This is a genomic window from Flavobacterium orientale, assembly GCF_014638005.1.
GTDB classification, from domain to species: Bacteria; Bacteroidota; Bacteroidia; order Flavobacteriales; family Flavobacteriaceae; genus Flavobacterium; species Flavobacterium orientale.
The window spans coordinates 1-18,585 of sequence record NZ_BMFG01000009.1; the positions used below are offsets into that span (position 1 = coordinate 1).

Annotated in this window: 18 protein-coding genes; 10 read left to right on the forward strand and 8 right to left on the reverse strand. The window is 34.5% G+C overall.

All coding sequences use genetic code 11. From position 1 onward, the window contains the following. A partial coding sequence (locus tag IEV15_RS14725) for a transposase (RefSeq protein WP_505661209.1) occupies nucleotides 1-202 on the reverse strand: 202 nt, incomplete at its 3' end. 224 nt (nucleotides 203-426) lie between these two features. Here IEV15_RS14725 and IEV15_RS11290 point away from each other — a divergent pair. The 7 genes from IEV15_RS11290 to IEV15_RS11320 all read left to right on the forward strand — a co-directional run bounded on the left by IEV15_RS11290 (nucleotide 427) and on the right by IEV15_RS11320 (nucleotide 4,993). Further along, nucleotides 427-876, forward strand: coding sequence for a hypothetical protein (locus IEV15_RS11290; RefSeq protein ID WP_188362637.1), 450 nt, complete (start codon nucleotides 427-429; stop codon nucleotides 874-876). A 152-nt stretch (nucleotides 877-1,028) separates the two neighbouring features. Next, nucleotides 1,029-2,045, forward strand: a complete 1,017-nt coding sequence (locus IEV15_RS11295) for an alpha/beta hydrolase family protein (protein ID WP_188362638.1) — start codon at nucleotides 1,029-1,031, stop codon at nucleotides 2,043-2,045. Nucleotides 2,046-2,279: 234 nt separating this feature from the next. After that, on the forward strand, nucleotides 2,280-2,816 hold the full coding sequence (locus IEV15_RS11300; protein WP_188362639.1) for a DUF2975 domain-containing protein: 537 nt from the start codon (nucleotides 2,280-2,282) through the stop codon (nucleotides 2,814-2,816). A 3-nt stretch (nucleotides 2,817-2,819) separates the two neighbouring features. Continuing rightward, complete coding sequence (locus IEV15_RS11305) at nucleotides 2,820-3,047, forward strand: helix-turn-helix domain-containing protein (protein WP_188362640.1); 228 nt, start codon at nucleotides 2,820-2,822, stop codon at nucleotides 3,045-3,047. Between the two features lie 155 nt (nucleotides 3,048-3,202). Further along, a complete protein-coding gene (locus IEV15_RS11310; protein WP_188362641.1) occupies nucleotides 3,203-3,844 on the forward strand; it encodes a class I SAM-dependent methyltransferase in 642 nt (213 codons plus the stop codon). A 134-nt stretch (nucleotides 3,845-3,978) separates the two neighbouring features. Continuing rightward, complete coding sequence (locus IEV15_RS11315) at nucleotides 3,979-4,482, forward strand: hypothetical protein (protein WP_188362642.1); 504 nt, start codon at nucleotides 3,979-3,981, stop codon at nucleotides 4,480-4,482. A gap of 64 nt (nucleotides 4,483-4,546) precedes the next feature. Continuing rightward, nucleotides 4,547-4,993: a DUF1801 domain-containing protein gene (locus tag IEV15_RS11320; protein ID WP_188362643.1), complete on the forward strand. Its 447-nt coding sequence runs from the start codon at nucleotides 4,547-4,549 to the stop codon at nucleotides 4,991-4,993. Nucleotides 4,994-5,055: 62 nt separating this feature from the next. On the opposite strand, the gene IEV15_RS11325 is transcribed toward IEV15_RS11320, so the two are convergent. Next, a complete protein-coding gene (locus IEV15_RS11325) occupies nucleotides 5,056-5,463 on the reverse strand; it encodes a hypothetical protein (protein ID WP_188362644.1) in 408 nt (135 codons plus the stop codon). A 352-nt stretch (nucleotides 5,464-5,815) separates the two neighbouring features. Here IEV15_RS11325 and IEV15_RS11330 point away from each other — a divergent pair, with 352 nt between their 5' ends. From IEV15_RS11330 to IEV15_RS11340, 3 genes are all read left to right on the forward strand, one after another. Continuing rightward, a complete protein-coding gene (locus IEV15_RS11330) occupies nucleotides 5,816-6,508 on the forward strand; it encodes a glycine-rich domain-containing protein (RefSeq protein ID WP_188362645.1) in 693 nt (230 codons plus the stop codon). Nucleotides 6,509-6,656: 148 nt separating this feature from the next. Next, nucleotides 6,657-7,367: a hypothetical protein gene (locus tag IEV15_RS11335; RefSeq protein WP_229734148.1), complete on the forward strand. Its 711-nt coding sequence runs from the start codon at nucleotides 6,657-6,659 to the stop codon at nucleotides 7,365-7,367. A gap of 154 nt (nucleotides 7,368-7,521) precedes the next feature. Next, the gene (locus IEV15_RS11340; RefSeq protein ID WP_188362647.1) at nucleotides 7,522-8,499 is read left to right on the forward strand and encodes a manganese catalase family protein; all 978 of its coding nucleotides are present in this window, start codon (nucleotides 7,522-7,524) and stop codon (nucleotides 8,497-8,499) included. A 470-nt stretch (nucleotides 8,500-8,969) separates the two neighbouring features. Here IEV15_RS11340 and ctlX read toward each other — a convergent pair whose 3' ends face one another. The 6 genes from ctlX to IEV15_RS11370 all read right to left on the reverse strand — a co-directional run bounded on the left by ctlX (nucleotide 8,970) and on the right by IEV15_RS11370 (nucleotide 18,544). Further along, on the reverse strand, nucleotides 8,970-9,905 hold the full coding sequence (ctlX, locus tag IEV15_RS11345) for a citrulline utilization hydrolase CtlX (protein WP_188362648.1): 936 nt from the start codon (nucleotides 9,903-9,905) through the stop codon (nucleotides 8,970-8,972). 65 nt (nucleotides 9,906-9,970) lie between these two features. After that, a complete protein-coding gene (locus IEV15_RS11350) occupies nucleotides 9,971-10,888 on the reverse strand; it encodes a dimethylarginine dimethylaminohydrolase family protein (RefSeq protein WP_188362649.1) in 918 nt (305 codons plus the stop codon). A 170-nt stretch (nucleotides 10,889-11,058) separates the two neighbouring features. Next, nucleotides 11,059-12,342 (reverse strand): citrate synthase, encoded by a 1,284-nt coding sequence (locus tag IEV15_RS11355; RefSeq protein WP_188362650.1) that lies wholly within the window; start codon nucleotides 12,340-12,342, stop codon nucleotides 11,059-11,061. A gap of 200 nt (nucleotides 12,343-12,542) precedes the next feature. After that, on the reverse strand, nucleotides 12,543-15,677 hold the full coding sequence (locus tag IEV15_RS11360) for a DUF7619 domain-containing protein (protein WP_188362651.1): 3,135 nt from the start codon (nucleotides 15,675-15,677) through the stop codon (nucleotides 12,543-12,545). 81 nt (nucleotides 15,678-15,758) lie between these two features. Next, nucleotides 15,759-16,520: a LytR/AlgR family response regulator transcription factor gene (locus IEV15_RS11365; protein ID WP_188362652.1), complete on the reverse strand. Its 762-nt coding sequence runs from the start codon at nucleotides 16,518-16,520 to the stop codon at nucleotides 15,759-15,761. Nucleotides 16,521-16,576: 56 nt separating this feature from the next. Then, nucleotides 16,577-18,544 carry a tetratricopeptide repeat-containing sensor histidine kinase gene (locus IEV15_RS11370; protein WP_188362653.1) on the reverse strand — a complete coding sequence of 656 codons (1,968 nt, stop codon included), beginning with the start codon at nucleotides 18,542-18,544 and terminating at the stop codon, nucleotides 16,577-16,579. Nucleotides 18,545-18,585: the final 41 nt, after the last annotated feature.

The following is an 18,585-nucleotide window of genomic DNA, read 5'->3' on the forward strand; positions in this document are numbered from 1 at the left end:
AGCCAACCAAACAGATTTTGAAGAACACCACAGGGTCAATGCTCTCTTGTCCTTCGTCTCCATAATAATCTTGTGTAGCTTTGTATAAAAACCGAAAGTCAATGGCTTTATCCAACAATCGGTAGAAGTTATGCTCCGGAATCAAGTCCTGTAAATGAACTTGATAGAGCATTTTTGGGGTGAGTTCTTTTTTTCCTTGCATGACTAAAATTACAAAAAATGAATCTTTTTTGCAAGATTTTTTTGGTATATTTGGGGAGTTGTGCAACAAGCACAGCTGGTAAACGCCATTGCTGTTTTAGTGCAAAAAGGAAACAGTTTTTTCCATAACTTTGTTTTCGGTGGCGGAGAGATTTTTGGTTTTATTTCCGCAACTCGCGTACCAAAAAATCGTTGTTTGATATTCTCAGGTAAAACAAATAAAAAATGAAATCAACAGAAGAAATAGAAAAAAGCTTGGTTACTTTAAGCCTAATTTTTTACTTAGTTTCACTTTTCTTACCTGCGATTTATGTATTTGTCCCATCTTTCGGTAAATCTATTTCATACGATGGTTGGTATGCCTTATTTGTAGGATCACTTTCTGCAACGATGAATGTAAAACAAGCTTTAATTTGGCTTGTTAATCCTATTTATTTACTAGCATTATTTTCAATGAAATTTAGGCCGAAAATAGCATTATTTTTTAGTTTGTTTGTGTTAATTACTTCTCTTACATTTTTAGGGTTCGAAAATATTCAATATACCTGGAGCGGACGAGTTATGTTTATTAATTCTTTGGGTTTCGGTTATTGGTTTTGGAGTATTAGTTTTGTATTGCTCTTAGTTGCCGCATTCATGAATTTAACAGGAGACAAAAATCAGTACATCACATAACTGTGATTTTGTGCAATTGCTCGTTGGGTTATAAAATTTTGCTTTTATTTTCATAACTTCGTTTTTTCCATCCGATAGATCTGAGTTCTTTTTGCCACAACAGTCACATAGCAACAGAACATTGTGGATAAGTTGAACCAAAATCAACATTTATGAATAGCACTTTTTATTTACTTATTCTAGTCGTAGTCCTCTCTACGACTACGTATGGGCAACACGAGAAAATTACTGAAAAATGGAAAACTGAAAGCATCTATGACAGTAACCTTGGCGAAATTAAGTACCACGTTTACAAGAACAAAATTAATGAGCGTAAGCCTTTAATTGTCTATTTACAGGGCTCTACGAACTTCCCTTTGTATTATCTAAACCCAAATGGGACCTATTCCAGTAGCATCACTTTGAATGTTGACTCAATGAGTAATGCTTATCATATTGTTCTTATTAGCAAACCCAACACCCCTCTTGTTGACAGTATCAAAATAGCACCATCCGGCCGAAAGTTCTATCCTATGAAGGAAGGATATCGAGAAAAGTACAGTTTAGATTGGCGAGCAAATTCTGCTGACAAGGTCATTAATGACGCCTTAAAGAAACTGAATGTCGATAGTTCTACAATCATTGTTTGGGGACATTCTGAAGGTTCGCAAGTGGCACCGGCAGTAGCGGTAAAGAATAAAAAAGTTACTCAAATAATTTGTATGATGGGTAACTCACTTAATCATTTGTATGACTTCATTCTTATGGAAAGAGTGTCAGCCTTAAAAGGTGAAAAATCAAATGAAAAAGCACAGTCAAACGTCGATTCACTATATACCGAATACAAAAAAATATACAGTGATCCTCAATCCACAGAAAAAGAATGGTTTGGAGAAACCTATTACAAATGGAGTAGCTTTACCTTGAATTCCCCAATAGAAAATATGTTGCAGCTTGATATCCCTATTCTTTATGTCGCCGGAGGGAATGACCACCATAGTATCTTGAATATGGACTACGCCAAATTGGAGTTCTTAAGAAAAGGGAAAGCCAATTTGACTTATAAGGTATTTCCAAACTGCGACCATTTTTTTATGGAAACTAAGACCGATACATCCGGTAAAAAGGAATGGATTGACCACTTGAATGAAGTCAATAACTTTGCTTTAGAATGGGTGACTAAAAATTGATCCATAAACTACACACAAAAATGGCTATGAGTATTTGCTTGTCCTCTCCTACTTCTGAAAATCCTTGCGGATTTTCAATTTGGTGTGTACTTGTAAAAGAAACGCAACTAAACTATAAAGTACGACTTTGCACTATTGTAGCATCTGACAAAATTATTCGATTATAACTATTTATTTATTGTTTATCAATAAATATTTATTATGTTTGCGATGTAATTTAAAATTTTAATAGTTATGTCAAAAACAAACAACTTCGTATTTTGGGGCTTATATATTGTGGCTTGGTTCATTTTTGTAGGCTTGTCTATTGAAGCGGGAGGCTTAGTGGTAAATTTCATTTTCAGTCTTTATAACCCTGAATTTGTAACAAATCTTTATCAAAAGTTAGACTTAACTGAGATGTATGCAGCCAGTAGCTTAGCTTTTTTCGGCATCTATAGCTTTATTCTAATCATTTCCATTTTAAAAGCTTGTCTATTTTATACCGTTATCAGACTAATGCACACTATGGATTTATCAAAACCGTTCGACACTTTTGTTGCGAGACATATTTCACTCGTAAGTTATTTTGCCCTTTCCATTGGACTGTTAAGTTATATTGGCAGACAGTTAGTTAAAAAATTAATGCATCACGGTTTTGTTCCGGACAACTTAAACCAGTTTTGGGCAGACAGTGATGCATTTATTTTAATGGGAGCTGTGATCTATATCATTGCGACTATTTTCAAAAAAGGAGTAGCTATTCAAACCGAAAACGATTTAACTGTTTAAGCTATGTCAATAATTGTAAACTTAGACGTGATGATGGCAAAGCGAAAGATGTCACTGAATGAACTTTCTGAAAAAGTTGATTTGACATTATCTAACCTTTCCATCTTAAAGACAGGGAAGGCAAAAGCAATTCGATTCAGTACTTTAGATTCAATTTGTAAAGCATTGCAATGTCAGCCCGGTGATATTTTGGAATATGGAAATGACGAAAAGGAGAACAACGAACGCTAACAGTGCTTGTGGGAGGCTGCCAGGCTTGGTTAACTGTTGAAAAAACTACGTTTTTTTTCAACAGTTGTCTTGTACTTAGAGAATTAAGTTCTAAATTCGTAACAACCTCTAGGAGTTGCGGGAGGTTGTGCGTCATTTAAGGAAACGACACAACAATGGACAGCTATAAAGAAACCTTTGAAACTTGGAACAAAATTGCTTCACTATATCAAGACAAGTTTATGGACTTGGACTTGTATAATGAGACGTATGATTTTATTTGTAATTCCATTACCAAGGCAAATGCAAAAGTATTAGAAATTGGTTGTGGACCGGGAAACATCACAAAGTATCTTTTATCAAAAAGACCCGACTTTGCTGTTCACGGAATTGACATAGCTCCCAATATGATAGCACTTGCAAAAAAGAATAATCCCTCAGCAAGTTTTGCTATTCTGGACATCCGGCAAATTGATGAAATAAAAACAAAATATGACGCAATTGTTTGTGGTTTTTGTTTACCATATTTGTCGCAGACCGACATCCAAAAACTTATAACAGACTGTTATAATTTGCTGTATGAAAATGGATTGATCTATATAAGTTTTGTAGAAGGCGACCCAAGTAATTCTGACTTTCAAGTTAGTAGTAGTGGCGATAGAAGTTACTTTTATTTTCATAATTTAGACGCTTTGAAAACGAAACTTATTGAAAGTAAATTTGAAGAACTTACTATATTTAAAGTGGACTATAAAAAAACAGGAAACGAAATTGAGAGTCATACTATAGTAATTGCGAAGAAAAAAACGACGACATAACCTCGGTTTGGCATTATTACGGATGAAGTGCTTCTATGAAACATTTGTGCAAAGTTCAACATTAGGAATTCTATTGTACTTTTGTGGTGAAAATTTGCCACTTCGATAAGCAAAGAACCGTTAATAAATATTTTATGAGAAAACTGTTCATTTTTACAACCTTCTTTTTTTCCGGTTTGATCTATTCACAGTCAAATTTGGATTCTAAAGGAGTTTTAAAAGGTCTCGAAAAAGAGGAATGGATTATGATTGATAGAATTCTTTCTTATTCAAACGCCGACAGTATAAGCAAAATAACTCCAATTGATTTGCTTCGATATCTGATAACTGGAACGGCTGATTCAGAATCTGACATCAAATTAATTAAATATACTATTCCAAAGTCTTGGATTACGAAAGAAAATGTTACTCAACTAATGCCATTTGTTTATGCAAAAAAGAAATCCAGACAAATACAAAGTATTATGTCAAGTTTTGCATCGCCAAAAAATAGTACAATAGGACTTGAAGCAATGCACTTAATTAACCTTTATAGAAATCAAAATTATAATTATCCGGAACTTTGTTTTCTCTGCCATTCAAAGAAAACACAAAATGAAATGGCAGATGATTATAGTTCGTGGTGGAAAGCTCAATAGAACGATTTCCAATTGAGTATACTACCCTAATCACCAAAAGAAGAAACTATTTTACCCCTAAACGATGGCAAAAACAAAGACCACTTATACAGGAAAAGACGTAGCCGATTTTGTGAATTCCTATGTTGAGAATGAGCAGAAAAAAGCTGACAGTTTTCGATTAATCGAATTGATGCAGGAATGGACTGGGTTTGAAGCCCAAATGTGGGGTCCGAGTATTATCGGATTTGGTACTTATCATTATAAATATGCAAGCGGTCACGAGGGTGATGCCCCTATTATTGGTTTTTCGCCGAGGAAAGCAGCGTTTTCGCTTTATGTTTATTCTCCAACAGAAAAAAGCAAAGAATTGTTAGCCGAACTTGGCAAGTTTAAAATGAGTAAAGCTTGCATCTATGTAAATAAGCTTTCGGATATTACTATTTCTGCTTTAGAAGGGATTTGCCTGGAGTCTTTGCAGTATATTAATGAGCATTACGAGTGTGGGTGTCGAGGGGAGAAAAAAGTTTAATCGGTTAATGGATGTATGTCCATTTGGTGAGTAACTCTATAATTTCATTCTCTAAATCAAACCTATTCTGAAACGATAACATACTCCACCCCTACTAAGGTAATGGAATTCACATTAGCGAGTTCAAGGGAGTCTTCAGCTTCAAAAGTTGTGATACAGTCTGAATTGGCCGCTATATTGCCACATTGTCCATTAACATTGGTAAAAGTTGTAGCAATTAGTCCATCAGTATTTAGTGTCACGCGGTAGTATCCATTGACTGCAACATTATTAGGATTAGAGAATTTAATTTGATATCGCAGTAATCTGGTGTTGTTTCCGGTATCCGGGATAAATTCAAATTGAAGCACCTCATGGGCTACATGCGTTAGTTCTTCTATTTGGATATCGGGTTCGTTGTTGCTATCGGATGAACAACCTAAGATTAAGCAAAAACATGCGGTCAGTACTGTTAGTTTGATAAGGTTCATAGTGTCTAATTAAAAAGAGGTGTTTTAATTGGAATCAAATATAAGAACTATTTGTTGGAAAATAGGATATGGAAGTTGGAACTTCTTTCTAAATGGTTACTAAATTATTTGTTTTTTGCTTACTAAAAAAGTAACCCAATCTTATATCACTTTTGAAAAGCTTTTAAGTTTAAGAATCAGTGTCTTTGACAGGCTATTAAAAAATACCTGATTTTGAGCGAATTAACCACATATTTTTTTAAATTTGTTATACTATGAAGCACATTTACAGGTTGTATTGCGTTATCATTATTCGCAGTTGGAACGTTGCTGCTACATATTGACATTTTTAACTCATTAATTTACTACGATTATGAAAAACAAAATTACAAAAATGATTTGTCTACTGATTTTCTCATTATTAGTAGGCTGTTCAAGTGATGATTCTAAAGTAGTTTCAGGCACTTTGGAATTTTCGGAAATAGGTTCCCATACTTTTGAAATTGATGCTGATGCTATCGAGGCAACCATTACTGTTATTGGTGGCGGAGGCGGTGGCGGAGGCGGCACAAGTTATAACTCAGGAAATTCATCTACTGGTGGCGGTGGCGGTGGCGGTGCCGGAGAGGTAAAAACTTTTACGGATGTTACACTTCAAAAAAATGTTACCTATACCGTAGTTGTAGGTGCCGGAGGAGTTGGCGGTAGTGCGGGTAGTTTTGGCCTGAACGGACAACCCTCTTCCGTATCTCTTGAACTAACCACCCTTCATTCCGCTCTAGTGGGAAATGGCGGAGCCGGTAATGTACCCAATCAAACTAGTGGTGGCAACGGAGGCACTGGTTTTCCGGCAGGTACAGCAGGAGGCAGCGGAGTTTTAAAGAATTTAAATGGAAATGCAACGGCCGGAACAGGTGGTGCCGGAGGGAATAATTCGAGTGCATATGGAAATGGAGGAAATGGAGGAAATGGAGCGGGTCTTTCTAACTCTATTCCGACAAACGCGTTTCCGGGATCTAACGGAGGAAGCGGCTATGTGAGAATTGAATGGACCGGGAGAGAATGATAGGTTTTGGTTAATTGGTTAGTATTTGGTTTTTTGTGGCCGTTTTTTTCTTGCTAAAAATATCGTTAAATCTGTTCCCAGGAAGAAAACCTTTCTTACTATTAAATGATCATTTAAGATGAAAGATCGAAGTACTTATTTCCGAAATATGTCCAGAATCCTGCTGTTGTTTGTGTTCTTGGGCTTTGCTCCCAGTTTTTACTTGAAATTTTTGCTGGATGAGCCTACTTTTTATCCGGATGGTTTGCCCCTAACGCATGTTATTCATGGCGTTATCCTAACAGTTTGGTATGTTTTCTTGGTAGTACAAACAGGATTGATTGAGTCAAACCGTTTTCGTTTGCATCAGCGGCTCGGTTGGTTTGGTGCCGTTTGGGCGGTCTTGGTTTTGGTCTCTACTGTTTGGGTTATTTCGGTATTCCCAAATCGGATGCAAAGTCTGGCACAGCAGCTTCAATCTACTGTTGACGAAGTTGAGCCGGGATTGACTTTTATCTTGTGGCTTGATGTTTTTATGTGTCTTTTGTTTATTGGATTTTTGACTACTGCGATTGTAAAACGAAATGAGGCGGCTATTCACAAACGTTTGATGCTTTATACCGGACTGGTGTTCATTTTTGCTGCTACTAACCGCATGGCCGGTTCCATTGGTTTTATAACCGGTTTGGACATCAGCATGCCGTTGGGATTGTTGTTGCTTCTGTCACTTACGGGAAGTTTGCTTATTCATGATCGGAAAACACAAGGTAAAATACTAAGTGTTTCGTGGTGGTGTTTTGGGTTGTATTGGCTTTGTGTTGTGTTGAGTTTAGTGATTTCAGGCAGTGAATGGGGCGGGGTCTTGTTGGGTGTGGAATGAAAACTTAAATCGGAAACTATATTCAAAATCATGCAACGCTACCTATTAATTTTGCAACGCTTTTAGCAACCAACAGGCTTAATTTTGCTTTATCTCATGTAGTAATTAGTTGGACTAAATTTTACATGTATTAGTAACTCAAAAAAATTAAGCTATGTTTCATCATGTAAAAGAATTACAATTTAATGCGAGGGTTTCTAAACCCGACGTTCGCTTTGCGAAACTATTATTAGAACAATTTGGCGGTCCGAATGGCGAACTTAAAGCAGCAATGCAATATTTTGTTCAGGCCTTTGGCTGTAGAAAAGCTTATCCGGCGGAATATGATATGCTAATGGATATTGCTACTGAAGAATTCAGTCACCTTGAAATTGTGGGTGCTACCATTCAGATGTTGCTGACGGGTGTCAACGGCGAATTGAAAAACGCGGCTGATGAATCTGACCTCAACAAAATGTTGGACGGAAAAGCGGCTAAAGAAAATTATATCCACGATGCGATGATTAATCCTCATTTCTTTCTTGTTAGTGGTGGCACTCCAACCCTTACTGATAGTGTTGGCAATCCTTGGAATGCCAGTTATATTATGGGAATGGGTGATTTAACAGCAGATTTACGTTTGAATATCGGTGCTGAAACAAGTGCCAAAATGGTATATGAAAACTTGATGAAATTTACTGACGATGAATATGTAAAAGAATCGTTGCGTTATTTGATGACGCGTGAAGTTGCCCATTTTCAGATGTTTCAAGCAGCATTAGAAGGCATTCAACCGAACTTTCCACCCGGTATTTTAGAAAGCGATCCACGATATAGCAATAAGTATTTTAATATGTCTAAAGGGGATGATTTCAAAGGGCCTTGGAATGAAGGCAGAAGTCCGGAATTGAAAGAAGTTTGGCAAGTTATAGAAGACCCGCTTCAGCATGTTCGAGCTACTAATGGCTTGCTGGATGAGAAAAGTAAAGGTACTGAAAGAACGGATGCTACTGTTCAACAACACAATAAGAAGTTGAGTGCAGAACGTAAAACAACTGTTGAAGCAGCTACTCGTCCGGAAAATGGCGTTATGAGTTGGTCCGTTTATGAAGAAAGTCTTCAGGCAAAATCCAATCAAAACCATAAAGGATAGCTATATAGTAGTCAATAGATACTTGCAGTAACAAGTTATTGCATTTTATTATAAACCGCTCTCGAATAACATTACCCAAAGACTATGAATAAAATTTTTAGAGGATTACTAGCCGGCTACGGTGCCAAAAAATTAGGTGGCGGTTGCTTAGGAACAATTATCGTTTTTATAATTATTTGGATTATTTTGGGCTATTTTTAAAATAAAGTTCTGGAATTTTTCTGCACAAAAATATATTAGGTTGTTTTAATTGACTTTAATAATTGCCTACTAAGAAACCGCCTCATTTTATGGGGTGGTTTTTCTTTGTTAAAAAAAATGAACCGATGTATAGGATTAGGGGGTTAATGAATGGTTTAGAATGGAATTCTACAACAAAGTCAATAACGATTTCGAAAATTATCACTATTTAAATACCTAAAAAAAATCCAAGCTTTTCAACTTGGATTTTTTTGTTTCTATCTATTAACTTAAGCCGTTGGCAAAAATATTTCTGCCATCATGCAACGGGCACTTCCGCCACCACAAGCTTCTATGGTATCTAAACTGGAAGAAATGATTTCGCAGTGTTCTTCTATTTTGTGAATCTGAGCTTTGGTCAAACTTTGATGAGCTGAATTACTCATGACCAAATAACGTTTGTTGTCTTTTCCTTTCACTTGTAGCATGTTTCCGGCGAAGTTGTTCACTTGATCTTCAGTGATTAGAATGATGTCTTTTCCGTCGGCACGAAGGTTGTCTAGGACCATTTTGCGTTCTTTTTTATCATCGATGCAATCGGCACAAATCACTGCAAATGTTTCGGCTAAACACATCATAACGTTGGTATGATAAATGTGTTTTCGCTCACCATTCACCGTTTGATAGGCTTCAAAAATAACAGGAGCCAAATCGAAATCTTCACAAAATTCAATGAATAATTCTTCATCAGCACGAGGTGAAAGAGCACAATAGGCTTTGGCATTGTCACGGTCTAAGAGTATGCTTCCTGTTCCTTCCAAGTAATAGCCATCGTCTTCTGCGGAAGTATAGTCCATAATTTCATTGATGACAAAACCTTTATCTTCAATGATATCTAAAATGTCTTCTCTACGTTCTAAACGACGGTTTTCGGCAAACATAGGATATAAAGTTACATCACCGTTTTCATGAAATGAAATCCAGTTGTTTGGAAAAATACTGTCGGGCGTGTCGGGATCTAATGTATCATCAACAACAATCACGTTCACTCCTACTTTTTGAAGTTTTTCTACAAACGCATCAAACTCTTGTTGAGCTTTTACATTAACGGTAGCTGGAGTTGTGTTGTCAAGTACTTTTTGATAGTAATTATTTACGGCCGTTTGCTCGTTCATTCTGAAGGCAACGGGACGGATCATTAGAATGGTGTTTGTTGTTTGGTTCATCGTTTTTTGTTTAAAGGTTTAATGTTTAAAAGTTTAAAAGTCGTTAACTGCTATTAAACCTGCTGCTATTTATCTCTTACTAATGGTAATGTTGAACATCGCAACAATCCCTCTTGTTTTGCAATTTCAGCGTATGGAATTTCTTCGACGGTGAAACCATTTTCACGAAGCCAAATGTTTAAGCGGGTGAAGTTTTTTTCTGAAACCACAACATCCGGTGCGATTGAAAACACGTTGGAATTCATATGATACATTTCGTCACGGGTAATGTGGAACAAATTTTCTTTTCCGAAAAGATTCACTAAAAAGACATAATCGGCTTCTTCGCGAAATCCACTTTTATAGATGATTCCTTTGTTTGTTCCAACGGGTTGAAAACAACAATCAAGATGCAAGGCATTATCACGAGCTTCAATTTTTGATTTCACCAAATCGAAATCTTTTACTTTTTTATGTGGAAATAATTGTTTGATATATTCCACTCCTTGCCAATTGGTTCGTGCTGTGATGTAATCTTTATAATCAGAACCTTTATACGTACCAATGAAAATATAATCATTCCACAGCATTACGTCACCTCCTTCAATATGTACTTCTTCGGGTGGACGTAGTACTTTTTTGGGGTCAATATGATCAATAACATATTGAATGGCATCCAGTTCTTTTTCTCTATCAGGAAGAATGTTTGCTTTGATGAACGTGTCATCAATTACAAATCCGATATCCCGACTGAAAATTTGGTTATAATTTGGAATTATATCCGGTCTGAAAACTTCTACGTCATATTTTTTAAACACTTGATTGAAGGCTTCCATTTCAACAATCATATCGGCTTCTATGGGATAGGTTCCTGCTAAAATGTGTTCGAGTGATTTTGGGTCATAGGCTTCTTCGGCAGTTGGCGTTGGTCCGTTGCTTACCGCAGTTCCTAAGACCACGGCCCTCAATCGAGAGGTTTCATTTTGAATGTGAATTGGTAACATATAGTGGCTTTTGGCTTTTGACAAAGATAAAAAAAGGGTTTCCAAAAGCAATGGTTATTGTGGTATTAATAATTATAGTAGTGAATTTTTAAATATTTCATAAAATAAGAAAGCCTTCCGAAAAGGAAGGCTTTAAATTTTTGGCATGAACAAGTCGCAACTTATCCCTACTATCTTTTATCCATTGATTTGAACTCTCTCAACGGATGACCTACATACACTTGACGAGGTCTTCCTATAGGTTCTTTATTGATTCGCATTTCTTTCCATTGAGCAATCCAACCCGGTAAACGACCAATGGCGAACATTACGGTAAACATTTCGGTTGGGATTCCTAAGGCTCTATAAATAATTCCAGAATAAAAATCAACATTCGGATATAAGTTTCTTGCTTTGAAGTATTCGTCTTCTAGAGCTACTTTTTCTAATTGTTTTGCAATATCCAATAACGGATCATCTACACCTAGTGCAGTTAAAACATCATCGGCTGCTTTTTTAATGATTGTTGCACGAGGGTCAAAGTTTTTGTAAACTCTGTGTCCGAATCCCATTAAACGGAACGGATCGTCTTTATCTTTTGCTTTTAAGACAAACTTGGCCACATCTCCGCCGTTTTTGTGAATTTCTTCTAGCATTTCTAAAACAGCTTGATTAGCACCACCATGAAGTGGCCCCCAAAGTGCAGAAACACCTGATGCGATAGATGCAAATAATCCAGCATGCGAAGAACCTACAATTCGTACTGTTGAAGTAGAACAATTTTGTTCGTGATCAGCATGAAGAATGAATAACTTGTCTAAGGCTTGCACCACAATTGGATCAATTTTATAGGGTCCTGTAGGTAAAGCATACATTAAATGCATGAAGTTCTCTACATAGCCTTTTGTATTGTCATAATAATTTAACGGATAGCCCATTGACTTTCTGAATGTCCAAGTTGCAATAACTAAAAATTTACCCATAGTTTTACAAACTGCTTCATACATCTCCTTCTCGTTGTGGGGATTGACAGACTTAGGATTGAAAGCCGTCAGAGCACTGGTTAAAGAAGCTAAAACACCCATTGGATGTGCTGTTTTTGGAAAACCATCGATGATATTTTTCATCTCTTCGTTTACCAAAGTATATTTACGAATATCGTTTTCAAATTTTTCAATTTGAGTTTTTGTTGGTAATTCTCCAAAGATTAACAAATAAGAAACTTCTAAGAAATTGGCTTTTGCGGCTAAATCTTCAATGGAATACCCTCTGTAGCGAAGAATTCCTTCTTCTCCATCTAAAAAAGTAATTTCACTTTTACAAGAACCCGAATTTTTGTAACCCGGATCTAAAGTAATTGCACCAGTTAAAGCACGTAATTGTTCGATGTCGATGGCAGCTTCATTTTCACTTCCAACTATGATTGGAAACTCATACTCTTTGCCTTCGAATTTTAATATTGCAGTTTTTGACATGATTATGTGTGTAATTTGTATGTATAAACAATGTTTGTTGCGAAATTACGGAATTTTAGAGGAATGTTAAAATTTTATCGTAAACGTTTTCGTTAAATTTAGTATAAATATTGCAAAGTTTATATACATCAAAACCATGTGATAAAAAAAACTCACGAATAAAATTCGTGAGCTTTCAACTTCAAAACTAAAATAACTGACTAATTCTTAATCAATTTTTCTATCATACTACCGGAATCTGTAGCGATTTTAATAAAATATATACCGCTAGCTCTTTCTAACATGTTCAATGCTGTAGTTAGATTATTTACTAATTGTGTTTGTAACAGTCTTCCGTTGGCATCATATAGTTCAATTGATTTAATAGTTTTATCGCTACTGGTAATAGTGACAACATCCTTCACCGAATTAGGATAAACACTAACCGATGTGCTCCATTCCGGATTGTTGGTGCTTAATGTTACAAATAAAGTTTCTGCTTCATTTGTTTCAATCGGGAAATTATAATCAAAATAGATGTTGGCATATTTTGCTACAAAATCTCCTTCTTGTAAATCACCTTTAGATTTTATTTTCAACAAAATGTTTCCATGACCACCGGAATCCAATTGAATGTTTTGAAAAATAAATTCAATTTTACTTCCATTTCTTCTAATAGTAGCATTGTGTGAAGCAGCAATCATTTGTAAGGAATTCACATTGAATTGAGAGGCGTTAATCTCTGTTTTTACTACAATATTTTCTGCGGAAGCATTTCCTGTATTTTCAAATCGAATCATATAATGTAAAAACTCGCCAATTTCACTTGGAGAGACAACTTCTCCTTGAAGACAAGTTATGTCATTTGGATCGTAGGAACCCACAACGGATTGATTAAAAACAAACGTATTGTCTGTAACAGCTACATCTCCTGTTTGAGGCAAAATTACCGAGGTAAAAGTCAACACATCATCAATATTCACCGGGTTGGTTGTATCTGTTGGTGCGTTTATTAAAAAGGTGACTAAAATACTTCGAGATTCAAACGGCATCAGATTAGCATAATCCCATTGTAAACCACCTGTAGCTTGAGCAGAAGGCACTACAGAAGTGGAAACCAAATTCATTAAATTGTGATTGTAAAAGAAATTCAAACCATAATTTTGTGACATCACTTGATTTCCTTTGTTCTTGTAAACTATTTTGTAAACGGCTTCAAAACCAGGACGAGCAGGAACCACGGGAGCAATAACAACCTCTAAATCAGGATGCACACCATTGGCAGAAATACAGAAATTTTGAATGGTTGTTGAGTTATCGATAGTCATGACAGGAACTTCAGCAGAAAATGGTGTAACAGTAAAGTAGGAGGCATTTTCTAAATTGGGAACCAAACCATAAACACCCGTGTTTGATGTAAATAAATTATATATTCCTAAACCATTTGAATAGACAGATGAATTAGTTGTCATACCATCTATGTTTACTTCTAATCCAAAATAATTTGCATTTGGGTCTGAGGTATCACAACCGTTGTTATTAAAATCATATTGAATGGTTCCTGTGATTGTGTTGTAATCTCCGCCGGGATTGAAGGAGCAATAGGAATTAACTACTACATTATTCATATTATTAAGAGCAAAGTAGTTGGCAAATGTAGAAATTCTATACTCATCAACACATACATATTGTAGATTCGGATTATTATTCATTGGATATCCATTTTGAATTGTCAATTCATACTCACGACCAAACTTAAGAAATACAGAAATTAAGTTTGGATTATTAGTACACTGAAGTGAAATAAAATTTTGATTACCAGATAAATCTAAAGTAGAAATTAAAGTATTTGAACAGTTTAAAAATTGCAGATCTAGGATTGAACCCACAAAATCAAGGTTTCCAACTAAATTATTTGAGCAATTTAATGATCTTAAACTAGATAAAGATGTTACAAAGTTAATATCACTAAAATTGTTATTATTTATTGACAAAAATTCTATATCTGTTGTGCCTGATAAATTAATAGTCGATAGAATATTATTACTAAATCCCGCATTATATATTTGTGGACAATCAATTATCTCTACAAAGGATAACAGATTATTATCCGCATGAATTGAACTTAAATTGCTCAGACCATCAAAGGACAGGGAAGAAATTTGATTATTATTACAATACAAAACTGTCAAATCGAAAAGTGAATCTAAATTTAAGCTTGTAATAACATTATTTGTACAGGTTAACTGATACAAATTAATCAAACCATTTAAATTAATATTACTAATTGAATTATCACTGCATAAAACGACCTTTAAATTTTCCAAATCATGTAAATCTAAAGAAACTAACTGATTACCATTGACATATAAATTTTCTAAATTTGTCATACCGGACACATTAATACTTGTTAATAGTGAATTATTACATTGCAGTGTTTTAAGATTGACTAATGATGACAAGTTTAATGATGTAATTGATGTGTTTGAACAACTTAAATTGGAAAGATTTTGGAAATATTCGATTCCTACTATTTGACTAATATTATTATTACTGTTAACACTTAATGAGGAAACTAATAGTGCTTCAGAAAATTGTATTTCATTATCATTATTTATATCAATAGTAATTTGGTTGCCTAAATAATTCAAAGCAATAAAATTACTTGGGTTTGCATTTAACAATTGCTGCTTAAAATTTGCATCAGGAAAAAATATAATTCCATCCTCAGCTACTATTAAATCAAAGCTTGTTATTGAAAAACAACCTGTATCTGTATTTTCAACTCTGGTGTAAATTGTTTGAGGATTGGTAGTATTTGAAAAAGCAGTGGCAGAAACTATCATTGATGAACCTGAAACTGCATCTGTTTCTGTTACATAATAACTAACAAAAGCTGATGAATTACCATTAATTAAAAAAGTAGTTTGAGAAGATAAATCAAAAGTTGCCGTTCCAATAAAGGGCGATTGATAGATAACTAAATTTGATGGTTGTACAATAGATGGTAACGGATTTACAATCAAATCAAAACTTGTAATCGCAAAATTTGTTGGGTTTGCATTTTCTAAAACTCGGACAAATATTGTGTGAGGATTTGAACTATTAATGTATGCCATAGGATTTGCGATTGGAGCCATCTCATTTTGAGCATCCGCAAGAGAAGTATAAAAAGTTATTGTATAAAGTGATGGATTTAAACCGTTTAAAATTTCAGGAATAGTCACTGTTAGATCAAAGGCTTCAAATCCATCACTGTTTTGATCACAAATCGCCAAATTATTTGGCTGCCCAATTGGGGGTTGTGCATAAAGTGATCCTGTTAGTAAAATAAATAAAAGTAAAATCTTCTTCATAGCAATTTATTTTTTTAAAGATAATTCAGTTGGTTAAATTTATAGATGGTTAATGAGTAAATAGTGGTTTTGAATTAGAATTTATAACGATTTCAACAATTCTTGTAAACGTTCTTTTTTTCGTTGTGAAATCGGCAAATTACTGTTATCCGCCATTACTACATATCCCCCGTCTTTTTTTATATATGATTTCAAATAGGCCAAATTGATTAAATGCGATTGATGAATGCGTTCAAAGCCATGTTCGGTTAACAATTCTTCATATTCTTTCAATGTTTTTGAAATCAAAATGGGTTTATTATTCTTGATGTAAAATTTAGTATAATTATCTTCGCTTTCACAACGAATAATATCACTAATTTCAAACAAGTGAATACCATCTGCTGTTGACAAAGCTATCCTTTTAAAGTTGTCTACTTTTTTTCGAATGTTTTCAAGCAACAAATCAATATGAGCATAATTTTCGCTTTTTGACAAAACATCATTTATTTTACTAATCACTTTTTGCAATTCTTCAGGGTCAACCGGTTTTAATAAAAAATCTAAGGCACTAAATCGAAATGCTTTAATAGCATATTGCTCATGAGCGGTAATGAACACTACTTGCGATGTAATTTTACCGTTCTTTGATGCGAGTTGTTCCAATAAATCAAAACCGGTTCCATCAGTGAGTTGAATATCTAAAAATAGTACCTCAGGATTTAATTGATTGATTGCTTCTACTCCGGTTTGAACGCTATCGGCTTCACCAATAACCTTTATGTTTGGTGCATAACGCAAAAGTAACTGCCTCATTCCGGCTCTTAAATTCGCATCGTCATCTATTAGTAGTGCAGTTGTCATGTTTTTGTTGCGGGTTGCGGATTTCGAGTGCGGTTTACCTCACAATCCGTAAATTACTATTTTATATATTGTATCGGTAAATTCAGGACTACTTTTGTTCCTTGAATTTCTCCTTCATTGTCTTTGATTTCTTTGATTTCTACTTTAGCTTTTTGAGCTGTAGAAGCTTCCATCATTTCCAATCGCTTTTTTGTAATATCTAAAGCCATTGATTTGTGAATAGCTACCAAATTTTCTTTTATTTCCTTCGATTTTTCAAATCCAATTCCGTCATCTAAAATAGTACAAATCAAATTTTCTTTATCCAGTGAGAAGTCTATGGAAATAGTTCCGTTTTCTTTTTTGGGAATCAAACCGTGAATAATGGCATTTTCAACAAACGGTTGTAATAATAATGGTGGGATAGCCATATCGTCTTCAATATCAGAACTCTTTGTTATTTTAAAATCAAAAACATTATTAAATCGCAATTGTTCTAATTCCAGATAATTTTGTAAACTCTCCATTTCTTTATCAATTGGAATCAATGATTCTTTGGAATACTCTAAAGTCAAACGCATTAACTTGGAAAATTTAGACAAATATTTGATAGCTGAATCGGTTCCATTCTGAACTATAAAACTGGAAATAGAACCCAAACAATTAAACACAAAATGCGGATTCATTTGAAGATGTAGGGCTTTTTGTTCATATTCAGCCAACTCTTTCTGTAATGTCAATGTTTTCTTTAACTGAAATCTATTATAAAATAAAAATGCAATTCCAATGATAAGCAAAGTCAACAAAGCAATAAATAAGGTTATTAATGTTTGTCGTTTTGATTTTTCTGAAAGGACTAATTCCTTTTTTTCAAGTTCCTTTTTTTGTAAAGCTTCTTTTTTCTCAAACTCATAATTCATTTCAGCTTGGACACTTTTTCTAATATTTTCATGATTCATCAAGCTATCTTGAGCCGCTTTAAATAATTTAAAATGACTAAATGCTTCATTGGGTTTATGCTGCTTTTCGTAGATGGAACTCAACAAACTTTCGGCTAAAGCTGTTCCTTCAAACACTCTTAACTCATAGGACAACTCTGCTGCTTTCTTGGCATGTACTAATGCATCATCATACTTTTTTTGGTCAAAAAGCAATTGTCCCATCAAAAGATACGTATCCGATTTACCAAACTTATCATCAATAGTTTCAAATGTTTGTAGAGCTAAATTCCAGTTTTCAAATGCTTTTGAAGGATTAGAAGTTTCCTTATAAAACACTCCCAAATTATTATACAATTCTCCCAGACCTCTCGGATTCGGACTCTTATCAAAAAAAAGCTTAGCTATCGCATAATTTGCTTCTGCTTTATCGAAATTTTTTTGCTTAAGGTAAAGATTACCTATGTTAGTACAGGTAATCCCAACGGTTTTATCGCCTGTTTTTTCTTGTAACTTTTGTGCTTTAGTAAAATATTCCAAAGCTTTAAAATCCTCATTTTGTGCTCTGTAAACTACTCCAATATTATTAAAAACTCTAGCTAATTTTTCTTCGTCCTGCAATTCCTCATAAATTGTAACAGCTTTTAGGTGAAATTGAAGGGCTTTTGCATAATTACTTTGTTCCGAAAACACAACTCCCATACTACCAAACGTTCGAGCTAAACCACTTTTGTTTTTGAAATCTTCTGTGGAGCCAATTGACAATTCGTTTTCGAAAATCAATTTTGCTTTAGAAAAATAGTCAAGTGCTTTTGAGTAATCACCTGTAATAATATTTGAGATTCCAAGATTCAAAAAAGCATTTCCTTCTTCAGACTTAAAACGTATTTTCTGAGAAAGTTGCAATGCTTTTTGAGCATACTCTTTCATTCTTTTCGGGTCACTACTTTTATAATAATCCGAAATGGCATTCAGAATTTGAGTTTTTTCAATTTCATTTTTAGAGTTTTCCAATGCAGTCAACAAACTATCTGTGACAGCATTTTGACTTAAAAGATTCGAAAAACCGGATAAAAATATAAGTAGCAGTACTAATAACTTCCTCATAACAATGAATTGATAAACAAATATAGTTTTTCGATTGATAT